At 61.2% G+C, this 20346-nt stretch carries 21 protein-coding genes; 6 read left to right on the top strand and 15 right to left on the bottom strand.

Features of this window, described 5'->3' with window-relative positions; all coding sequences use genetic code 11:
• Positions 1 to 26: 26 nt before the first annotated feature.
• Both AB5Y73_RS05940 and AB5Y73_RS05945 read left to right on the top strand, forming a co-directional pair.
• Positions 27 to 1043, top strand: coding sequence for a lipoate--protein ligase A (locus AB5Y73_RS05940; protein ID WP_181497472.1), 1017 nt, complete (start codon positions 27 to 29; stop codon positions 1041 to 1043).
• A gap of 222 nt (positions 1044 to 1265) precedes the next feature.
• Positions 1266 to 2960, top strand: a complete 1695-nt coding sequence (locus AB5Y73_RS05945; RefSeq protein ID WP_107684163.1) for a pyridoxal-dependent decarboxylase — start codon at positions 1266 to 1268, stop codon at positions 2958 to 2960.
• 144 nt (positions 2961 to 3104) lie between these two features.
• Here the strand turns inward: AB5Y73_RS05945 and AB5Y73_RS05950 are convergent, their stop codons facing one another.
• The 3 genes from AB5Y73_RS05950 to yiaY form a co-directional block, all read right to left on the bottom strand.
• Positions 3105 to 3734 carry an NAD(P)H-binding protein gene (locus AB5Y73_RS05950; protein WP_368147370.1) on the bottom strand — a complete coding sequence of 210 codons (630 nt, stop codon included), beginning with the start codon at positions 3732 to 3734 and terminating at the stop codon, positions 3105 to 3107.
• Between the two features lie 172 nt (positions 3735 to 3906).
• Entirely contained in the window at positions 3907 to 4245 is a 339-nt protein-coding gene (gene bamE, locus AB5Y73_RS05955) for an outer membrane protein assembly factor BamE (protein WP_005337980.1), read from the bottom strand.
• A gap of 136 nt (positions 4246 to 4381) precedes the next feature.
• Positions 4382 to 5533, bottom strand: coding sequence for an L-threonine dehydrogenase (yiaY, locus tag AB5Y73_RS05960; RefSeq protein ID WP_107684161.1), 1152 nt, complete (start codon positions 5531 to 5533; stop codon positions 4382 to 4384).
• Between the two features lie 382 nt (positions 5534 to 5915).
• On the opposite strand from yiaY, the gene udp reads away from it, so the two are divergent.
• Positions 5916 to 6671: a uridine phosphorylase gene (udp, locus tag AB5Y73_RS05965; protein ID WP_042657049.1), complete on the top strand. Its 756-nt coding sequence runs from the start codon at positions 5916 to 5918 to the stop codon at positions 6669 to 6671.
• A gap of 154 nt (positions 6672 to 6825) precedes the next feature.
• Here udp and AB5Y73_RS05970 read toward each other — a convergent pair whose 3' ends face one another.
• Positions 6826 to 7554, bottom strand: a complete 729-nt coding sequence (locus tag AB5Y73_RS05970; RefSeq protein WP_181294931.1) for an RluA family pseudouridine synthase — start codon at positions 7552 to 7554, stop codon at positions 6826 to 6828.
• Positions 7555 to 7776: 222 nt separating this feature from the next.
• Here AB5Y73_RS05970 and rihA point away from each other — a divergent pair, with 222 nt between their 5' ends.
• On the top strand, positions 7777 to 8712 hold the full coding sequence (rihA, locus tag AB5Y73_RS05975; protein WP_139411204.1) for a pyrimidine-specific ribonucleoside hydrolase RihA: 936 nt from the start codon (positions 7777 to 7779) through the stop codon (positions 8710 to 8712).
• 33 nt (positions 8713 to 8745) lie between these two features.
• Positions 8746 to 9213 (top strand): hypothetical protein, encoded by a 468-nt coding sequence (locus AB5Y73_RS05980; protein WP_005350434.1) that lies wholly within the window; start codon positions 8746 to 8748, stop codon positions 9211 to 9213.
• A gap of 86 nt (positions 9214 to 9299) precedes the next feature.
• Here AB5Y73_RS05980 and AB5Y73_RS05985 read toward each other — a convergent pair whose 3' ends face one another.
• The 3 genes from AB5Y73_RS05985 to AB5Y73_RS05995 form a co-directional block, all read right to left on the bottom strand.
• Entirely contained in the window at positions 9300 to 9596 is a 297-nt protein-coding gene (locus tag AB5Y73_RS05985) for a helix-turn-helix domain-containing protein (protein WP_005344341.1), read from the bottom strand.
• Positions 9593 to 10123, bottom strand: coding sequence for a DUF1523 family protein (locus AB5Y73_RS05990; RefSeq protein ID WP_005337948.1), 531 nt, complete (start codon positions 10121 to 10123; stop codon positions 9593 to 9595). Before AB5Y73_RS05990 ends, AB5Y73_RS05985 begins: the two co-directional genes overlap by 4 nt.
• A 175-nt stretch (positions 10124 to 10298) precedes the next feature.
• On the bottom strand, positions 10299 to 11921 hold the full coding sequence (locus tag AB5Y73_RS05995; RefSeq protein ID WP_151286119.1) for a methyl-accepting chemotaxis protein: 1623 nt from the start codon (positions 11919 to 11921) through the stop codon (positions 10299 to 10301).
• A gap of 232 nt (positions 11922 to 12153) precedes the next feature.
• Between AB5Y73_RS05995 and AB5Y73_RS06000 the strand changes: the two genes are divergently transcribed.
• Positions 12154 to 12786 (top strand): LysE family translocator, encoded by a 633-nt coding sequence (locus tag AB5Y73_RS06000; protein WP_151286120.1) that lies wholly within the window; start codon positions 12154 to 12156, stop codon positions 12784 to 12786.
• A gap of 73 nt (positions 12787 to 12859) precedes the next feature.
• Here the strand turns inward: AB5Y73_RS06000 and AB5Y73_RS06005 are convergent, their stop codons facing one another.
• From AB5Y73_RS06005 to AB5Y73_RS06040, 8 genes are all read right to left on the bottom strand, one after another.
• The gene (locus AB5Y73_RS06005) at positions 12860 to 14068 is read right to left on the bottom strand and encodes a sodium:proton antiporter (protein ID WP_118854047.1); all 1209 of its coding nucleotides are present in this window, start codon (positions 14066 to 14068) and stop codon (positions 12860 to 12862) included.
• A 32-nt stretch (positions 14069 to 14100) separates the two neighbouring features.
• Entirely contained in the window at positions 14101 to 15204 is a 1104-nt protein-coding gene (locus tag AB5Y73_RS06010) for a beta-N-acetylglucosaminidase domain-containing protein (RefSeq protein WP_118854046.1), read from the bottom strand.
• A gap of 43 nt (positions 15205 to 15247) precedes the next feature.
• A complete protein-coding gene (locus AB5Y73_RS06015; RefSeq protein WP_005359340.1) occupies positions 15248 to 16975 on the bottom strand; it encodes a potassium/proton antiporter in 1728 nt (575 codons plus the stop codon).
• A gap of 279 nt (positions 16976 to 17254) precedes the next feature.
• Complete coding sequence (locus tag AB5Y73_RS06020) at positions 17255 to 17401, bottom strand: hypothetical protein (RefSeq protein WP_181497470.1); 147 nt, start codon at positions 17399 to 17401, stop codon at positions 17255 to 17257.
• Positions 17398 to 18087, bottom strand: coding sequence for a M15 family metallopeptidase (locus AB5Y73_RS06025; protein ID WP_181497469.1), 690 nt, complete (start codon positions 18085 to 18087; stop codon positions 17398 to 17400). The genes AB5Y73_RS06020 and AB5Y73_RS06025 overlap by 4 nt, the downstream gene beginning before the upstream one ends.
• A complete protein-coding gene (dapE, locus tag AB5Y73_RS06030) occupies positions 18084 to 19211 on the bottom strand; it encodes a succinyl-diaminopimelate desuccinylase (RefSeq protein WP_139443987.1) in 1128 nt (375 codons plus the stop codon). The genes AB5Y73_RS06025 and dapE overlap by 4 nt, the downstream gene beginning before the upstream one ends.
• Positions 19212 to 19230: 19 nt before the next feature.
• Positions 19231 to 19581, bottom strand: coding sequence for an ArsC family reductase (locus AB5Y73_RS06035; RefSeq protein WP_005337930.1), 351 nt, complete (start codon positions 19579 to 19581; stop codon positions 19231 to 19233).
• Positions 19582 to 19900: 319 nt separating this feature from the next.
• Positions 19901 to 20215, bottom strand: coding sequence for a hypothetical protein (locus AB5Y73_RS06040; RefSeq protein ID WP_005337929.1), 315 nt, complete (start codon positions 20213 to 20215; stop codon positions 19901 to 19903).
• Positions 20216 to 20346: the final 131 nt, after the last annotated feature.

Below are 20346 nucleotides of genomic sequence, written 5' to 3' on the forward strand. Positions count from 1 at the left end.
CCCCCTGTTCCGGATAAGGTCCTGTTATGTCCCGCTTGCGTCTGCTTCTCTCCGACTCTCACGATCCCCTGTTCAATCTGGCTGTCGAGGAGTGCATCTTCCGCCAGATGGACCCCGGCCAGCGGGTGCTGTTCCTCTGGCGCAACGCCAATACCGTGGTGATCGGTCGGGCCCAGAACCCGTGGAAGGAGTGCAATACCCGCCGGATGGAGGAGGATGGGGTAACCCTGGCGCGCCGCAGCAGTGGCGGCGGCGCCGTGTTCCACGACCTTGGCAACAGCTGCTTCACCTTCATGGCGGGCAAGCCGGAGTATGACAAGAGCATCTCCACCGCTATCGTGCTGGACGGGCTCAAGCGGTTGGGGATAGAGGCCTTTGCTTCCGGTCGCAACGATCTGCTGGTGGCCACCCCGGACGGGGATCGCAAGGTATCGGGGTCAGCCTACAGGGAGACCCTGGATCGCGGCTTCCACCACGGCACCCTGTTGCTGGATGCCGATCTTGGCCGCCTCGCCAACTACCTCAATCCCGACCCCAAGAAGCTGGCCGCCAAGGGGATCAGCTCGGTGCGCAGCCGGGTGGCGAACCTGTGCGAGCTGCTGCCGGGGATCGACCATCAGCAGGTGAGCGAGGCGCTTGCCGAGGCATTTTTCCACCACTACGGTGCGCGAGTTGAGCCCGAGCATATCTCCCCGGTGCAGATGCCGGATCTACCGGGCTTTGCCGAGACCTTCGCCCGCCAGCGCAGCTGGGAGTGGAACTATGGCCATGCCCCGGCGTTCAGCCATCTGCTGGAGGAGCGCTTTGGCTGGGGCGGCGTGGAGCTGCACTTTGATGTGGAGAAGGGGATTATCACTCGGGCGCAGCTGTTCAGCGATACCCTGGAGCCAGCTCCGTTCGACGTGTTGGCGGTCGAGCTGGTTGGTTGCGACTATCGGTCGGAGGCGGTTGCCGCGCGCCTGCAGCCCTGGCTGGCGGCCTTCCCGCAGCAACAGGTCGAGCTGGCGGAGTTTGCCCAGTGGCTGTTGGCCTCCCTGCGTTGAGGGGGACGCTGGCTGATGGCCGTCTGGTAGTAAGGACTATATCAGCCAACATGTGAACGAGATCACGAAATGCAAAGAGGCGCCCCAAAGGCGCCTTTTTGCCAGCCCTTGTCATGGCTGATACATGACAAAAAGTAGGGTAGGCCATTAGATATTGTCGCTGTCGGCCCCGCTGGCACAGGGGTATAACGGCCGCACATTTGCTGTACTAATGGTATAAAAATGAGTGACTTAGTTTATCTGAAAGACGAAAGCGTCAACGCCGTCCACCCCGAGTTCTCAAGCCGGTTTGCAGCCGTAAAAGCCAACTTTTTCTCGCGCAATCCCGATCTCTGGCCGGTTTTTCGCGAACCCGGATTTGCCACCCTCAATGAATTTCGGGCCCGTGGCCTGGCCCCGGATGCCCGTCTGAACGCCTGGCCAGATGGCCGCGCCCGCCTTGCCGATCTCTGCGAGACCATGCCGGTGCCCGCCACCATGCGCACCCCGGGCGAGCCGATGGCCGAGCTGCTGTTCGCCGCCGCCCTGTCGAAGGATTGGGAGAACCCCTCCAGCGTCGAGAACGTCATCACCATGTCGGCGGATCCCGCCATCTACGGCGCCCAGCTGGGCATTCTGGCCAACCCCAATCTGGTCTACTCCGAATATGCCGGGGTGGCCGAGGAGCTGGAGAAGAAGGTGGTGCGCCAGATTGCCCTGCTGGCGGGTTATGACCCGGCCCGTGCCACCGGCATCTTCACCCAGGGGGGCACCTTCTGTAACCTCTATGGCTACCTGCTCGGCATTCGCAAAAGCCTGCCCGAAGCCAAGCACAAGGGGCTCGGCCACTATCAGGATTACCGCATTATCAATTCCCAGGGCGGTCACTACTCCAACATCACCAACCTCTCCCTGCTCGGGGTCGATATCGAAAACAAGACCATCCGCATTCAGGTCGGCGAGAACAATGACATCGATCTCGACCACCTCGAGCGCACCCTGACCGCCTGTTTTGCCCTGAAGCACGTGGTGCCCACCATCATGCTCACCATGGGCACCACCGATACCTTCGGGGTCGATCAGGTGAAACCCGTGTTCGAGCTGCGCAATCGCCTCTGCGAGCAGTTCGAGGTGACGGTCAAGCCGCACATCCACGTCGACGCGGCCATCGGCTGGTCGATGATCTTCTTCCTCGATTACGACTTCGCCGCCAACCCGCTTGCCATCAACAGCGCCACCCTGGCGGGGATTGAGCGCAACGTGGCGCGCTTTGCCGAGCTGAAATATGCCGACTCCTTCACCGTCGACTTCCAGAAGTGGGGTTATGTGCCCTACACCTCCAGTCTGGTGATGATCAAGGAGCAGGACGATCTCAAGGCGATGGAGAATGACCCGGAGAACTTCTCCTACTTCGAGCGGGACATTCAGGGCCAGACCCACCTGCAATCCACCATCGAGTGTTCTCGTGGCGCGAGCGGTTTATTCGGTGCCTATGCGGCGCTCAACTACATGGGGGTCGAGGGGTATCGCACCGTGCTGGCCCACTGCCTGCAAAATGCCAACTACTTCCGCTTCCGGTTGAGCCAGCTCGGCAACGTCAAGCTGGTGGCGCAGGAGAATCAGGGGCCGAGCGTCGGCTTCAAGATCTACAACCCCGAGTGGGTGAGTGATCCGGAGGCTGAGTTCGCCTTCGAGCTGGCCCGCTCCAGCGATCCCGCCTACAAGGCCCGTTTGCAGCGCAACACCGACTACCACCGCAGCCTGTTCAAGGGGCGCGGCAAGGTGGGGCTCTTCACCAACTGGGTGGAGGCGGTGGCCCACTCCGACTACGACGCACGGGGCAAATACTCCTACATCGCAGGGGAGAAGGCCGTCTTTATGAACCCCGCCTGCACTCGCGAGCAGATCGACGCCTTTATCGACCATATTCGCGGTTGAGGGCGGTTGTTCTGACTGCCGATGGCGGCCAATAGTGGTCAGTGGTGGTTGAGGATGCTCGCCAACAGATAAGCAAAGGGCAAGCCGGTTGGCTTGCCCTTCTGTTTTCACGACGGTATGCGAAAGCGGCGGAAAAGGCCGGGCTCAGAGGGCCAGCAGTTGCTCGTTCTCGACAATTTCGCACCCGGCGGGCAGTTTCGATAGGGCGATCATGGCGCGGGCCACCTGCTGGGCTTCGATGGCGCGCCAGCGGGCGAGCTTGCCCACCAGCAGCGGTCGAAACAGCGGATAGATGGCCTGAAAGATCTGCTCCGAGCGGCGCGGCGGTTGGCGATCCCCCAGCAGCATGGCGGGCCGCACGATGGCGAGCCGTGGCCAGGATTGGGCCAGCAGGGCCTGCTCCATCTCCCCCTTGGTACGTGGATAGAGGGCCGGGGACGATGCGTTAGCTCCTATGCTCGAGACCACGATCAGCCGCTGACAGCCGTGGCGGCGGGCCAGTTCGGCAAAGGCGAGCACATAGTCGAGATCGACCCGGCGAAACGCCTCGGCAGAGCCCGCCTCCTTGCGGGTGGTGCCGAGGGCACAGAAGGCGATATCCACCGGGCGGGAGAGGGTGACGCTGGCCAGATCATCAAAATTGACCGGCAGCCAGTGGTGCGCCTTCTTGCCCGGCTTGCGACAGAGCAGGGTCAGTTCATGTTCGGCAGGCAGTTGCTGCACCAGTTCGCGACCGATCAGGCCGCTGGCTCCGGCAATCAGGATCCGGCTCATGGGGATTCTCCCTGTGTCATTCGATGGTGTTAATGGAGTGGTGGCTGCTCATCAGCATCAGGCAATTTGCAGGCAGCTGCAATGGGGGGGAATGACTCAGTGTTGCCGGTCAGGATACATAGCGCGGGGGCTGGATAAAACAAAACCGGCGCGAGGCCGGTTTTGCGAGATATCAGAGCGGGGTATTGAAGGCTGCTGGCAGCGGGAAGTCACCCGTCACTGTGGTCAGCCTGTCATTGGCGAAGGTGACGGTGAGCTCTTTGCGCTCCTTGTCGCCGTGGCCCGGCTGGAATTCATAGAGGTAGTACCAGGTGTTGGGGTCAAAGCCGTCGCGCAGCATGGGGGTCCCCAGCACATAGCTGACCTGCTCGCGGGTCATCCCCTGGCGCAGTTTGTCGACCTGTTTTTGTTCCACATAGTTGCCCTGGGGAATATCAATGCGATAAACCAGGCTGCAACCGGAGAGGGTGAGGGCGGTCAAAGCCGCGGCAATCAGGTGTTTCATCCGCATATCGAGTTCAGATCATCCATACAGTCTTTTTGGCTCGGCAAATCATACCGACTCCCTCCACGGAAGTAAAAAGCCATTGATCCATCAGCCAATAAAAAGGGTCGCACTGCGACCCTTTCTGGCAATCAGGCAGCGATTACATGGCTGCGCGGAAGATGGCGACGATCTCTTCGTGGCTCGCCTGTTTCGGGTTGGTGAAGCCGCAGGCATCTTTCAGGGCGTTGCTGGCCAGGGTATCGAAGTCATCGGCCTTGACGCCGAGCTGCTCCAGACCGGCCGGGATCTTCACATCCAGCGCCAGCTGCTTGATGGCGGCAATGGCGGCGGCGGCGCCCTGCTCATCGTTCATGGCGCTCACGTCCACACCCATGTAGCGGGCCACCTCTTTCAGGCGAGCGGCGCTCACCTGGGCGTTGTAGGCCTGAACGTGGGGCAGCAGCACGGCGTTGCAGACACCGTGGGGCAGGTCGTAGAAACCGCCCAGCTGGTGCGCCATAGCGTGTACGTAACCGAGGCTTGCGTTGTTGAAGGCCATGCCGGCCAGGAACTGGGCATAGGCCATCTGCTCGCGGGCGTGCAGATCATCGCCCTGGTTGACGGCGGTGCGCAGGTGCTTGGCAATCAGTTCGATGGCCATCACGGCGCTGGCATCGGTCACCGGGGTGGCGATGGTGGAGACATAAGCCTCGATGGCGTGGGTCAGGGCATCCATGCCGGTGGCGGCGGTCAGACCAGCCGGCTTGGCCAGCATCAGCTCGGGGTCGTTGACCGACATCAGCGGGGTAACGTGCTTGTCGATGATGGCCATTTTCACGTGGCGCGCTTCGTCGGTGATGATGCAGAAGCGGGTCATTTCGGAGGCGGTACCGGCGGTGGTGTTGATGGCGATAAGCGGCAGCTGCGGCTTGGCGGAGCGATCCACCCCTTCGTAATCCTTGATGCTGCCACCGTTGGCGGCGACCAGCGCGATGCCTTTGGCGCAGTCGTGGGGCGAGCCGCCACCCAGCGAGATGACGCAATCGCAGCCGTTGGCCTTGATCATCGCCAGACCCGCTTCGACGTTGCTGGTAGTGGGGTTGGGTTTGGTCTCATCGAAAACAGCGCTTTCAATGCCATGTTCAGCCAGCAGGGTGGTGAGCTTGGCGACCACGCCAATCTGGTTGAGGATCTTGTCGGTGACGATCAGTGCCTTGCGATAGCCGTAACCCTTGATATCGGCGGCGGCCTCTTGCAGACAGCCGGCACCCATCAGGTTGATTGCGGGAATATAGAACTTGAATGTAGCCATGATGGACTTCCTGTAGTTAGCCATTAAGTGGTAGTTGGCCGCTAGGCTATCATCTCGAAAGGGATACAAAAGCATCTTGTTTACAACTTTACGGGGTCGATCACGAGTCGTTAATTAAGCGCTGAACCGGGCTTGACTTTCCCTGTTCGAGACCCTTTTTCAGAAAAACGTTTGTCAATTATTTCATTGGGTTAGCAAACGTTTTGCGCGATCTTTGTGACTGTCAATGCGTGGAAGTGTGAGGCGCTTCAAGGAATTGGAAAGCGCTTTCGACCATAGTTGGCGCCTCCCCGAAGAGGGGGGTAAAGGCTTGAAAGTATCATAAAGAATCATCTTAACTTGCGCCCTGACCATGCTGGCAGGGGGCAACCAGGAGTCCACTATGTCTGATGTATTTCACTTGGGTTTGAAGAAAGCGGATCTGCAAGGCGCCACCCTGGCGATCGTCCCCGGTGACCCCGAGCGCGTCAAGCGCATCGCAGAGCTGTTGGATAACCCGGTGCACCTGGCCAGCCATCGTGAATTCACTACCTGGCGCGGCGAGATGGACGGCAAGGCCGTGATCATCTGCTCTACCGGTATCGGTGGCCCGTCCACCTCCATCGCGGTAGAAGAGCTGGCCCAGCTGGGTATCAATACCTTCCTGCGTATCGGCACCACCGGCGCCATCCAGCCGCACCTGAACGTGGGTGACGTGATTGTGACTACCGGTTCCGTGCGCCTTGACGGTGCCAGCCTGCACTTTGCACCGATGGAGTTCCCGGCTGTTGCCGACTTCGACTGCACCACCGCGCTGGTCAACACTGCCAAAGAGATGGGCTCCAAGCTGCACATCGGTGTGACTGCCTCTTCCGATACCTTCTACCCGGGTCAGGAGCGTTACGACACCGTATCCGGCCGAGTAGTGAGCCGTTTCCAGGGTTCCATGAAAGAGTGGCAAGCCATGGGCGTGCTGAACTATGAGATGGAATCTGCCACCCTGCTGACCATGTGCACCAGCCAGGGCCTGCGTGCCGGTATGGTAGCTGGCGTTATCGTCAACCGTACCCAGCAGGAAATCCCGAACGCCGAGACCATGGCGAAGACCGAATCTGATGCCATCAAGATCGTACTGGGCGCTGCCCGCAAGCTGATCTGATAGCACCACAAAGAGTGGGGGGTGGGGGCCGTTGCGAAAGCACGGCCCCTATCTTTATCCGCCGTTTGTCCCTTTTCTTCTTGCGTCACGCCTTTCTCTATTCCCGCCGCACTCGCGTCTATTGCCATCTACTGACGGCCTCTACTGATTGCTCCTAAAAAGGCGCGGCACAGCGGATCTGCATCGGCTCGCCGCTCACCGGATGAGCAAAATCCAGCTCGCTGGCATGCAGCATCAGCCGCGGCGCCTGTTCGCAGCCGGGTTGCAGCAGGCCGCCATAGAGATCGCAGCCGAGGATGGGGTGGCCCAGCAGCTGGCTGTGGATGCGCAGCTGATGGGTTCGGCCGGTCTGTGGCACCAGTCGTACCCAGGTCAGGGGAACGGTCTGCCCCTGCATCTGCAACTCCAGCCGCTCAATCACCTGATAGCGGGAGCGGGCGGGTTTGCCGCTGGAGGCGCAGATCTTCATCAGCGGGAAAATGGCCGGGTCCTTGGCGATAGGGGCGTCGATAACTCCTTCATCACTGGCCAGATGACCGCACAGCAGGGCGCTGTAGGCCTTGCTCACCGCCCGCTGACTGAACTGCTGGCAGAGCAGGGCATTGATGGCCTTGTTTCTGGCCACCACCATGATACCTGAGGTGCCAAAATCGAGGCGATGCACCAGGGTGCAGTCTGGGAAATCCTGCACCAGTCGATAGTGAACCGAGTCGAGGTTCTGCGGGTTCTTGCCTGACAGACTCAGCAGGCCGCTCGGCTTGTTGATGAGCAACAGGTGCTCATCCTCGAACAGGATCTCGATGGCGGCATTGCAGGGCGGGGCAATAAAGGTGTCGACGATAACGGACATAGGTGGCACAGGCTGGAAACGGGGGGCGATCATACCCGAACCGGCGCGGCCGGGCGAATGGGTGGTGCGCTGCCTCGGAAAATGAACGGCATGACGCCATGCAAACTTTTGATAGTGAGCCGTGTTGAGCTAGGTGGCGTGCCGTGCAAACCGCCCAGGTCAGCAACAAGGCCCCGTTTTGTGACCCCTTCCCGAGTTCATCCGAGGCTTGCTTGTTAAGGTATGGCTCCCTGTTATGTTGTAAGGACTCATCCCATGGCACTGCCCGTTATTCTTGATTGTGATCCCGGCCACGACGACGCCATCGCCCTCATTCTGGCGCTGGCCAGCCCTGAACTGAAGGTGCTGGCGGTTACCACCAGCGCGGGCAACCAGACACCGGACAAGACCCTCAACAATGCCCTGCGCATCCTCACCTTGCTGGGGCGCGACGATATTCCGGTGGCGGCGGGGGCGCCGAAACCGCTGGCCCGGGAGCTTATCATCGCCGACAACGTCCATGGCGAATCGGGTCTCGATGGCCCCAAACTGCCTGATCCTGCCTTTGCGCCACAGGCCATGACTGGGCTTGAATTGATGGCCAAATGTCTGCGCGAGAGCCTAGAACCTGTGACCCTGGTGCCGACCGGGCCGCTGACCAATATCGCCCTGCTGCTGGCGGCGCATCCCGAGCTCAAACCCAAGATTGCCCGCATTGTCTTGATGGGGGGCACCGCAGGGGCTGGCAACTGGACGCCGGCCGCGGAATTCAATATTTATGTGGACCCGGAAGCGGCCGATATGGTCTTTAAGTCGGGTATCCCCATCACCATGTGTGGCCTTGATGTGACCCACGAGGCGCAGGTGATGGACGAGGATATCGAGCGGGTGCGCGCCATCACCAATCCGGTGGCCCAGTGTGTGGCCGGGCTGCTCGACTTTTTCATGATCTACCATCGGGATCCCAAGTGGGGATTTGCTGGTGCACCGCTCCACGACCCCTGTACCATTGCCTGGTTGCTGGCTCCCGAGCTGTTCCACGGGGTCGAGTGCCGGGTCGATATCGAGACCAGCGGGGAGCATACCGTGGGGATGACGGTGGTGGATCGTTATGGTCTGACCGGCAAGCCAGCCAATGCGCTGGTATTGTTGGGGCTGGATCGTCCGGGCTTTATTGATCTGCTGGTGACGCGGCTGCGGGCGTTTGACTGAGCGCCGGTTCATTTTTGCAAGAAGGGGCGGGGAATGTGGAAGAGAGGCTTGGTGCTGCTGGCCGGGTTGCAACTGACAGGCTGTGCGACGCCATTTGAGCGGATGTGGCAGGGGCTGGCGACCTGTGAATTTACCGATCTCTATGTGGATGAGACGGGCAGGCCCGCCAATCTACAACTGGCCAACTACACCCCCTACAAGGTGAGCGATGGCTTTGCCTGGTACAAGGTGCACGAGGAGCTGCACGGCCTGCCGGTGGTCGGTTTTATCGTGCCCGCCTCCAGCTTCGAAGTGCACGCCCTGTTTGTTGATACCCCCATCGCCAATGCCCGCCGCTTGACCCACAACGCCTACGGCAGCGAGTTTGGCGACGAGCAGAAGCATGACGAGGGCTCAGCCCCTCTGCTTTTGCGCGATCCCAACAACCCCAAGCGCTCCATCATTGACTGCACCCGCGGCGAGTCTGACGGAGAACTTGAGGATTCGGCCATGCCCGAGTAGGGCCACCTGTCACGCCATCGGCCTGAAAAAAGAGGGGCCAGCCTTGTCAGCTGGCCCCTCTTTTTTATTGTTGCTTAGCGCCCTGATCAGGGATAGCTCAGCGTCTCCTTGATAAGCGGCAGTTGAGCCTTGATCCATGCCGGATTGATCGGGCCCCAGTCGCTGATGCGGTAGTGTCCCTGCAGGTGGCGAGCCCCCTCGGTCTGCTCGAAGGCGCAGCTGATGTCGAGCTCGGCCAGCGCGCTCAGGGTATCTTGCGCGGTGCGGCGCGGCATGCCGGTCGCCTCCATGATGGCAGGTACCGTATCCGTGCCCTGGCTGATCAGCCAGGCCACGTAGAGCCGCCGGTAGAAGCTGGTGCGGGTCTTGCTCGGCTCACTCATATCTCGTCCTCAAGACGATCGAAGTAGCGCCAGGTTGCGATGGCGGCTTTACCCATCACCAGTGCCCAGAGGCCGAACCAGAACCAGCGGAAGAAGCTCCAGGTGGAGGCGTCAGGCTCTGTGCTCTCGATCTTGGTGACGTTGGGGAACATGGAGAACATGTTCACGCGCCAGCCGTAGGAGGTGATGATGGCCAGGCGTTTCTCGAACTCCATCGACTTGGCCTTGGCTTGGACGTCGGCGGCGTTGAACTTGAAGTAGAAGGGCCAGCCCCACTCGGTATCTTCATTGCGAAACACCCGGATCTTCTCGCCGGGGCGTTCGGTGTAGATGTAATAGACGTCGGTGGTGGGGCCGTCAGCCGGGTTTTTCTGGCTGATGGGGCCATCCTTGTCGGTGCGCTTCACCTCGACCCCAGTGATGGTAGCGATGGTGTGCTCCGGCAGGTAGTAGTCGAGCCAGGCGGCGGAAATGAGGGCGATGAGCCCCAGGGCGATAAAAGCGGGTTTCTTGAATCTCAGGCTCATGGTGTGCTCACGTGAGGGGGAGTAACGTGCCTCTACCATACCGATATTTGACAGGGCAGCCCAGCCCCTTATGGCGCCACAAGCCAAAAAATGGCGTTTAAAACAGAGACAAAGCCATTGCTCCATCAACAAGAAAGGCCCTTGCGGGCCTTTTTGTCTGGTTCACTTTGTGCGCTTACAGCTGGAATTGAGCCAGCTGTTTGCGTTGCTGCTCGGCGAGCTGGGAGAGCTCGTTGCTGGCACTGGCGCTCTGGCTGATGCCGGCGGAGCTCTGGCTCACGATCTCGTGAATATTGGTGATGTTGCGGTTGATGTCGGCAGTGACGCAGGACTGCTCCTCGGCGGCAGTGGCGACCTGGGCGTTGGCGTCGTTGATCTGGCGCACGGCACCGGTAATGCCGCTTAGCAGATCCTGCACCTGAGCCGACAAGCGCTGGTTATGGCTGAGGATCTCCAGGGTCTCCTGCACGCCGTTGTTGGCGGATTGGGACTGGCTCTGCAGCCGCTCGATGATGGCCTGGATCTCCTTGGTGGAGTCCTGGGTACGGGCCGCCAGCATTCTCACTTCGTCGGCCACCACCGCAAAACCGCGACCCGTTTCACCGGCACGGGCCGCTTCGATGGCGGCATTGAGCGCCAGCAGGTTGGTCTGCTCGGAGATCCCCTGAATCACTTCAATTACCTTGCCGATCTGCTCGGACTGGGATTTGAGCTGGGCCACGATGGCGGCAGCATCTTCCAGACTGCCCGCCATCCGGCTGTTGGCGGCGATGCTTTCGGTAAAGAGGGCGAGCCCCTGTTCGACCCGGCCATTGGCATCCCGCGCCAGCTCATCGGCGATGGCGGCGTTGTGGTTGACGTTGTCAGCGGTGCTGGAGAGTTCGGTCACGGCGGAGGCGACCTGTTCGATCTCGCTGTGCTGCTGTTTTGCATTGGCCTCTGACTGGGTCATCACGGCGGCCAGCTCGGTGGCGGCGGAGGCGACGCTGTTGCTGATCCCGGTCAGGTTCTCGATGGTGTTGCCGAGCTGGGTAAGGGTGAGGTTGATATCTTTGGCCAGACGGGTCAGCTCGTTGTTGCCCTCCGCTTTGGCGCGCACGTTGAAGCGCCCTTGCGCCACGGCGTGCATCACCTCTTGCAGCTGACCGATGGGACTGACGATGCGACCGGAGAGGACCCAGCCACAGATCAGCGCCGCCAGCAGGGTACCGGCGGTGAGCAGCAGGGTACGCAGCAGGGTGGCGTCGTAGTGGGCCTGCTCTTCGGCCAGCTCTTGCTGGATCAGCTGGTTGATGTGGGCGGACATGCTGTCTATCTGCTTGATCAGCTGTTCACCCAGCTCGCGGAAATGGAGGCGAGCCGCCTCGTAGGCGACCGGATCGCCGCCACCCTGATGTTTTTGCGCTAGCAGCGGCAGCATGTTGTTGCGGGTGTGGCCAAGGTAGGCCTGCAGGGCGGCAGCGACCTGACGGTTATCCTGCTCGGCACCGGGGAGCACCAGACGGCTGAGGATGGCGTTGATCTCCTGCTCTGCGCTGTTGAGGTTTGCGGGCAGAGCGGCAAACAGCTTGGCATCGTAGAGGCCATAGATGGCGCTGGTGCGCAGCCGGTAGGTGGCGTGGATCAGTTTGGCAATATCGTCCTTGTGCTGGACCACGGTCTGGGTCGTCTCATCTATGTCATTGATGGCTTCATCCAGACCCTGTTTGCTGATGGCGATCATCACCATCATCAGCAGGCTGGCCAGCAGCAAAGGTATCAAGACCTGAACGCGTATTGATAGATTATTCAATGACATAAATGGCTCTAATCCGGAATTGGAGGAGCCGACATCTTACACATGCACGTCAGGAGCTGTCACAGGCTTTTATTGCTGAAATGTGCTGAAGAAAAGGTTTTTTCTTGTGAGAAAGGAGCCATTTAGGCATGATTGAGCGCTTTATCCCCTGAATATGTGGTACAACTGGCTGGGTTGTATCAATCCTGTCCCGTTTTCGTGATTTCCCGCTCTCGTCATATGGAGGTGTGTTGTGTCCAGCTGGATCGATCCGGCCATTCTGGCTCTGTTTATCCCGACCTTTTTCTTTGTCTCGGTGACCCCCGGCATGTGCATGACCCTGTCGATGACCCTGGGGATGAGCCTGGGGGTGCGCCGCACCCTGCACATGATGTGGGGGGAGCTGATCGGTGTCGGGCTGGTCTCGGTGCTGTCGGTGATCGGGGTGGCAGCCATCATGCTCAACTACCCGGCCATCTTCGCCGCCTTCAAATATGTGGGGGGGGCCTATCTGGTGTGGCTCGGCATTCAGATGTGGCAGGCCAAGGGGAAGATGGCCATTCCGGCGGATCTCTCGGCCGGTCAGCAGACCAGCGCCATGGGGCTGGCGCTGCAGGGCTTTGTCACCGCCATCGCCAATCCCAAGGGGTGGGCCTTCATGATCTCCCTGCTGCCCCCCTTTATCTCTGCCGACAAGCCGATGGCGCCGCAGATCGGCGCGCTGGTGGCGCTTATTCTGGTCATCGAGTTCTCCTGCCTGCTGCTCTACGCAAGCGGTGGCCGCACTCTGCGCCACTTCCTCGCCAAGAGCGGCAACGTCACCTTGATGAACCGCATCGCCGGTACCCTGATGCTGGGGGTGGGAGTCTGGCTGGCGCTCGGCTGAGCGCCGTCAGTGACCCTCGCCAGAAAAGAAAAATGCCACCGATCGGTGGCATTTTTTATGGGCGCAGGGTGGCTCAGTGAGGCTTGAAACGCTCGACCCAGGGGTTGGCGGTGAGGCCGTGCAGGATGACGCTCAATATGATGGTGCAGAGCACGGTGGCGATGATGGGGCGCTGGCCAATCAGGGCTGGCTCGTTTTGCAGCACCATCACCGCAAAGACGATACTGGCAAGGCCCCGCGGCCCGAACCAGCCGATAAAGAGCTTGAGCTCCGGCTTGAGGCCGGTACCGATGAGGCTCAGCCAAACCGGCACCATCCGCAGCAGGGTGAGGCTGGCAATGGCATAGAGCCAGTATTGCCAGTGCAGCAGCTCCGGCAGAATGGGCATCAGGGTCGCGCCAAACACCATCCAGATCACCACGGAGAGCAGGTCGCCGTAGCCTTCGCAGCTGTCCATATAGGCGTGCTTGTGCTCGCCGAGCCGGTGGCCGATAAAGAGGCCGCCGACAAAGGCGGCGATAAAGCCGCTGCCACCGAGAGTCTGGGCCAGTGCAAAGCAGAGCAGGGCCAGCCCCGGCATGGTGAGCTGGCGCCAGAGCGGCAGTTGCCAGCCGTTGAGATAGGAGATTTTCAGCAGCCGGATGGTGAGGCTGGTCAGCACAAAGGCGACCAGCAGGCCAATGCCGATCTCCTCCAGCATCAGGGTGATAGCCAGAGTGGCGGTGCCTGCGTGCTGCTCGGTGGGGGCGATAAGAGCCAGCAGCAGAAGCAGCACCGGTACGCAGATGCCGTCGTTGAGGCCGCTCTCCTGATTGAGCCCTTCACGCACAGGTGCAGGCACCGCGGGGTTGCTGACCACCGCTTTGCCGAGCGCCGCATCGGTGGGGGCAAGAATGGTGGAGAGGATGGCCATCTCCAGCAGTGGCAAGTCGGGGAAGATCCAGTGGCCAAACAGGGCGCCACAAAGCAGGGTGAGGGGCAGGCCAATCAGCAGCAGCCGGATGGGGAGCTGGCGGTTGGCCAGCAATACCTGCCAGTTGGTGTTGGCGGCATCGTTGAACAGCACGATGACCAGCGTCAGCTCGGCCAGCAGCTTGATGCCGGCGCTGTCGATAGAGAGGGAGAGCAGCTCCAGCCCTCCCGGCCCCAGTAACCAGCCGGTCAGCAGAAAGAGCAGAGGGCCGTTGACCAGTTTTGACTCGAAGCGCCCCGCGATCAGGCTGTAGACCAGCAAGAAGGCGGCGATCACCGCCAGATTCTGGTAAAGCAGGTGTGCATCCATACAACCTCCTTTCTTCCCCCGCAGGGGGCGGTTTAGTCGGTCAGGCAGTCGGGGTCGAACACATACTCCCCATCCAGCCAGCGCACGATTTCGTCGACGCAGGCTTGATCGCGAAACGGCAGGTAGCGCGTCTTGAGGGCAGCAATCTGCTCGGGGGTGAGCTGTGCCAGCCCCAGATCCTGAAACAGCGGCAAGTCGGCCTCGATCATCGCCGAGATCTGCGGGCCGCAGGTGGCGTTGAGGGCGGCGTGCAGTGCCTTGTCGGGATCGTACTGCTTGCCGAGCCGGTAGCTCATTGGCAGGGTAGCGAGGGGCAGGGCGGAGAGCGCCGCCTGCTTCATCGGGTTGACCGCGTGGCCAGCGACCAGCTCCGCCAGCTCGGCGGGGCGGTTCTCGAAGGCGCGCAGGTGCAGGTAGCTGCTCGCCTTGCTGCCATCGTTAACCGGGTAGTTGTCCCACAGGAAGGGCTTGCGGCCGAGCAGTTCGGTCACCTGTTTGAGGTGGCTGGCCGGATATTCGCTGGAGCAGACCTTGGGGCCAGTCCAGAAGATCTCGAAACGGCGATCGAGCTGCTCGCCAAGCTCCTCCAGATAGCGGGGGGGCATGGCGCCAAACACCTTCTCCAGCACCGGATCGGTCGAGTAGTAGCTGGGGCAGAAGATAAGGCGGCTTGCCTTGCTGTGGGCCGCGATGTCGTGGGCGATGGTGAGCTGGTGACGGGCCAGGTCCGGGGTATCCCCCTTCATGTCGTCAAACAGCACCGCCAGAATGTCGGGCTGGAGCATCTCGTCGATGAGGCGCACTTTCTCAAGCAGTGCCGAGCGTTTGCGATCATAGTCGTGATGCGCCCCCATGGGGCTCAAGCCCACCCCGAAGGCGAGCCCGTTGGCGCGGCACTGGCGCGCCAGCTCGGCGAGATCGGCCAGCTGCTGCTCGGGCCAGGGGAGGGCCCAATGCTTGCGCAGATAGCCATCCTCTTTCGGGGCATAGATATAGAAACCGTAACCGTGGCGCGGCAGCCACTGGGCGTAACGGGCGCGGGCCTGCCAGCTCCATCCCTTGCCAAAAAAGCCTTCAATCACCCCCAGGTTGGCTGCGGGGGGCAGGGGGCCGGACAGCAAACTTTGATATGGCATAACTCTCTCCCTTCTTGCTGGGGACTTGATACGGGACGGTCGGTCAGACCGGGTCCTCTTCCTGAAAGCGCACCCCGATCTTGCTCGGCACGCTCTCGTCCATTTCGGCCACGGTCCAGATCAGGCCCTGCCATTCGATGTTGTCACCGACCACCAGATTATCGCCCAACTGACTGGCAATAAAATCACCCAGTGTCTGATCCGCCACCTCGCTCACATCCAGCCCGTAGAGGGGGGCGAGATCCACCAGCCGCGCGGCCGCTTCCAGCAGGAAGTCACCGAAGAAGCGGGGGCCGAGATCCTGCTCCGGCGCCTGACTAAAGAGCTGGCCGAGGGCGGGGAGGTCACGTTCGTGACCGATCACGCAGAGGATGTCATCGGCCTGCAGACAGGTACTGCCCGAGGGGTGGAGCAGCTCGCGGCCACGAAACAGGGCACAGATCCGGGTGCCGGTAGGCATCTGCAGATCCCGCAGCGGCGAGCCGATGCACCACTTCTCCTCCCCCAGCTGGTAGACGAAGGTCTCCCACTGGCTGTCGAGATCGATTTCGAGCCCGGAGCGGTTGATGGGGGACGGCGGTGCCGGTACCTCCACCCGCGCCAGTTTTGAGGCCAGCGGCAGCGAGCTGCCCTGCAAAATCAGCGAGACCAGCACCACGAAGAAGGCGACATTGAAGTAGAGCTGGGCGTTGGGCAGCCCCGCCATCATGGGGAACACCGCCAGAATGATGGGCACGGCGCCGCGCAGGCCGACCCAGGAGATAAACCAGCGCTCGCGGGGGGCGAAGTTCTTGAACGGCAGCAGCCCAATCCAGACCGATACCGGGCGGGCAAACAGGATCATCCACATCGCCAGCGCCAGCGCGGGCAGGGCGATGGGCAGCAGCTTGTGGGGGGAGGCGAGCAGCCCCAGCACCAGAAACATGCCGATTTGGCTGAGCCAGGTCAGACCGTCCAGCACCGACAATGTGGTGCTGCGGCTGCGCAGGGCGAGGTTACCGAGCAACAGACCGGTGAGATAGATGGCGAGAATGCCGCTGCCACCGACCGCCGTGGTGAGGGCGAAGATCAGCAGACCGCCGCTGACGGTGAGCAGCGGATAGAGCCCCGGCGCCAGGCGGGCTGTGTTGATAAGACGCCACAGCAGCCAGCCGCCGCCAAGGCCAATCCCGGCGCCAAGACCAAACTGCTTGACCAGTTGCAGCAGCAGGAAGCCCCCATCCAGCCCTTGTTGGGCGGTGGCGAGCACCTCGATCAGGGTGACGGTGAGAAACACCGCCATGGGGTCGTTGCTGCCTGACTCTATCTCCAGCGTCGCGCTCACCCGCTCGTTGAGGCTGCGTCCGCCAAGCAGGGAGAAAACCGCCGCCGCATCGGTGGAGCCGACGATGGCACCGATCAGCATCCCCTGCATCAGGTTGAGGTCAAACAGCCAGGCGGCGGCGAGACCCGTCAGGCCGGTGGTGATGGCCACCCCGACCGTCGCCAGCGACAGGGCAGGCCAGAGCGCCACCCGGAACGAGGAGACCCGGGTGCGCATGCCGCCGTCGAGCAGGATGATGGCGAGCGCCAGGTTGCCCACCAGATAGGCGATGGAGTAGTCAGCGAAGTGGATGCCACCGGGGCCATCCTCACCGGCCAGCATGCCGACGGCGAGGAAGATAACCAGAATGGGAATACCGAGGCGGGAAGAGAGGGCGCTCAACAGTACGCTGGCTCCCACCAACAGGGCAGCGACAAAAAAGAAACTGTTGATGGTAGCGGCATCCAAGGGCGAACTCCTTCCTGGTAATGTGCAAAGTAGGCACATTATATGCAGTTAGGCCCCCCTTGTGTGGCTTATTTGTGCATCAATTTGCACTTTCTTACATTTTTCATCCCTTTTTTCAGCATGGCCGCGCCATATTCTGACAGTGACGGGGTTATCGAAAGCGGAGTCAAAGGAGCGTCGATTTCAGGATGCGCAGGGAGGAAAGGGCGGGGAAAAGCGAAACGGCACAGCAGAGGGAGAGGGGAGCACAAGGGCGCTCCCCACGGGATGGGGCGGGATTCAGTCGTCCTCGTCATCCTTCACTTCGCGGATCTTGTCCTTGTAGTTGGGTAACTGTTTTTCCAGCCGTTTCATGTCTTTGATGGCATTGAGAAACAGCCCGAGCAGGAACAGCATCGGCAACCCTATCCACAGCCAGAGATTCATGGGATTTTCCTTTCGTCAGGACAGGTGGTGACATAACGGGCCAAAATTTCATCAAGGTTGGCCAATATGGTCGACTTGCCTTCAATATCCGCCTGTTGCAGACAAAGCGCCAGTGCCGCGGGATCGAGCCGCTGCTCATCGGACTCCAGCGAGAAGCTGATATGCCAGGGCTCGTAGGCGACCCCGCTCTCTGCCCCGACCGGCTTGGCATAAGGGAGGAAGAAGCCGAAGTCGCTCATATGGTCGCTGAGCCACTCGCTGAGATCTGCAAACCAGCCCCCGGCTTCATACTCCCAGGGCTCCAGTGCCAGTTTGGTATCGGCAGGCAAACAGTCCGGGTCGTAGATGTCGAGATCGGTCCCCCAGTGGTGACGACTGGTGCCGGGCAGGGCACTCCAGCGCAGGATGGCGTGCAGCCGCTCCACCTCGCTTAGTTGCAGGGCATCGATGGGCTGGCTGTTGGCATCGAGCAGCGGCCGCTCGCCGCGCCACTTGCCATTCCAGATGGCGAGCTGGCGATCAAAGCCCCGCCAGCTGGAGGCCGCCTGCAGGTTGAACCCCTCATAGGCGGCAGCCACCTGCATGTCGTTGAAGGCCGCCGCGGTGGCGGCGGTCAGACGATGGGGGCCGCGCCCCACCAGAATTAGGTGACTCTCGTCGAGCCCCAGCAGTTGTTCCTGCGTCATGCCAGCAATCTCTCGAGCACCCCTTGGTACATGTCGGCCAGCAGATCCAGATCGTCCGCCTTCACGCACTCGTTCACCTTGTGAATGGTAGCGTTGACGGGGCCAAGTTCAATCACCTCGGCGCCGGTGGGGGCGATAAAGCGCCCGTCGGAGGTGCCGCCGGTGGTGAGCAGGGCCGGTCGCTGACCATTAACCTGTTCGATGGCCGCCACGGCCGCATCGAGCAGCGCGCCGGTGTCGGTGAGGAACGGCTGGCCGGAGAGGGTCCAGCTCAGCTGATAATCGAGGCCGTGTTTATCCAGCAGCGCTTCGACCCGTTCGCGGATATCCATGTCGGTCAGTTCGGTGCTGAAGCGGAAGTTGAACTGGACCTGCAGCTCGCCCGGAATGACGTTGGAGGCGCCGGTGCCGGCCGAGATGTTGGCGATCTGGAAGCTGGTGGGGGGGAAGTAGGCGTTACCCTCATCCCACACGGTGGCGGCGAGTTCCGCCAGCGCTGGCGCGGCTTTGTGAATGGGGTTGTCCGCCAGATGGGGGTAGGCGACATGGCCCTGCACTCCGCGCACCAGCAGATCACCAGTGATGGAGCCGCGGCGGCCATTTTTCACCACATCCCCCACCACGGCGGTAGAGGAGGGCTCGCCGACGATGCACCAGCGGATCTTCTCGTTGCGGGCCTCCAGGGTGTCGATCACCCGGGTGGTGCCATTGATAAAGGGCCCCTCCTCATCGGAGGTGATGAGAAAGGCGATGGACCCTGTGTGATCCGGATGCTCGGCCACGAAGCGCTCGACTGCCACCACCATGGAAGCCAGCGAGCCCTTCATGTCGGCGGCGCCGCGCCCGTAGAGCACACCATCCTTGATGGTCGGCTCGAACGGCGGGGTGTGCCATTTGTCCAGCGGCCCGGCGGGCACCACGTCGGTGTGACCGGCGAAGCAGAACAGTGGCCCCTCGCTGCCACGGCGGGCCCAGAGATTGGTGGTGTCCTCAAACACCATGGGCTCGATAACGAATCCGATCCTGGCGAGGCGCTCCGCCATCAGGGTCTGGCACCCTTCATCGAGGGGGGTAACGGAGGGGCGGCGGATCAGATCCTTGGCCAGTGCGATGACATCCGACATCAGTTGTCCTTAGTTGTCCTTAACGGGAGAAGAGGGATTGGTAGTGATCAGCCTTGAAACCTAGGGTCAGTTCGCCGTCACGGTCGAGCAGCGGGCGCTTGATCATGGCCGGATGTTCCAGCAGCAGGGCGCGCGCCTTGGCGGTGTCGAGTCCCTGTTTGGCCTCATCCGGCAGGGCGCGGAAGGTGGTGCCGCGGCTGTTGAGCAGGGCTTCCCAGCCGAGTTTTGCCAGCCAGCTGTCCAGATCGTCCGGGTTCAGGCCGTCGGCGCGGTGGTCGTGAAAGCGGTAGTCGATACCGGCCTCATCCAGCCACTTGCGGGCTTTCTTGATGGTGTCGCAGTTCTTGATGCCATAGAGGGTGATGGCCATGGGGAGTCCTTCTCTTGTGGGCGCTGGCCGTGGGCCGCGCCCGAAAATCCGAATCAACGCAGTGCAAGGGCCCGATTCTGGCATTGTGGCAATCCCATGGCAACGCCGATGGTCCGGCTCGCGGGTTTTGCCGGAACTGGTCACACCTGAACGGCGATTTTGAGCACAAGGTCAGAAGCTGTGGGGCTGGTGTGCCCGATGGGGTTGGGTATTGCGGGAGAAGATCGACTATTGCAGGAGAAAAAGAGAAGGGGGCAAACACCAGATAGCCAAAACGCGCCAGCGGGCGCGTTTTGGTCGGCATCATCAAGCACCTCAATCAGTGCAGGGTGGTCCACTCATGGTCAAAGACCCGGGCCCGTTCCCAGGGTGCATCAGGCAGGCTGGAAGAAAGGCCAGTGTATTTGCCCACGTCGTCCACCACGATGGCGGAGAGGATCGGCAGGTTGTTTTCGGTGCAGTACATGCGGATGCGTTGCAGCAGGGTGCGCAGTTCATCCTGGCACTGCTCCAGCCCGGCCTGCTTGGCCAGTTTGGAGTAACGAATGGTAGTGCGTTCCTTTGCAGACTCGACGAGGATGTCCCACAGCTTGTAGTCGCAGGTCGAAGCACCTGCGGTGGCTTGGCTTGTCATAACTCTCTCCGGCGCGAAATGGTCGCTATATGTCGAAGCGCATCTTCGCCAGTTCGGCGCCGTCATATGTTGATCCAACGCAAAAAAGAGGGGAGTCGCGTCACACAATTCCCGGATATGGGGTGATAAAG

Origin of the sequence: Aeromonas sp. s7(2024) (genome assembly GCF_040907825.1) — a bacterium.
Classification (GTDB): Bacteria; Pseudomonadota; Gammaproteobacteria; order Enterobacterales; family Aeromonadaceae; genus Aeromonas; species Aeromonas veronii.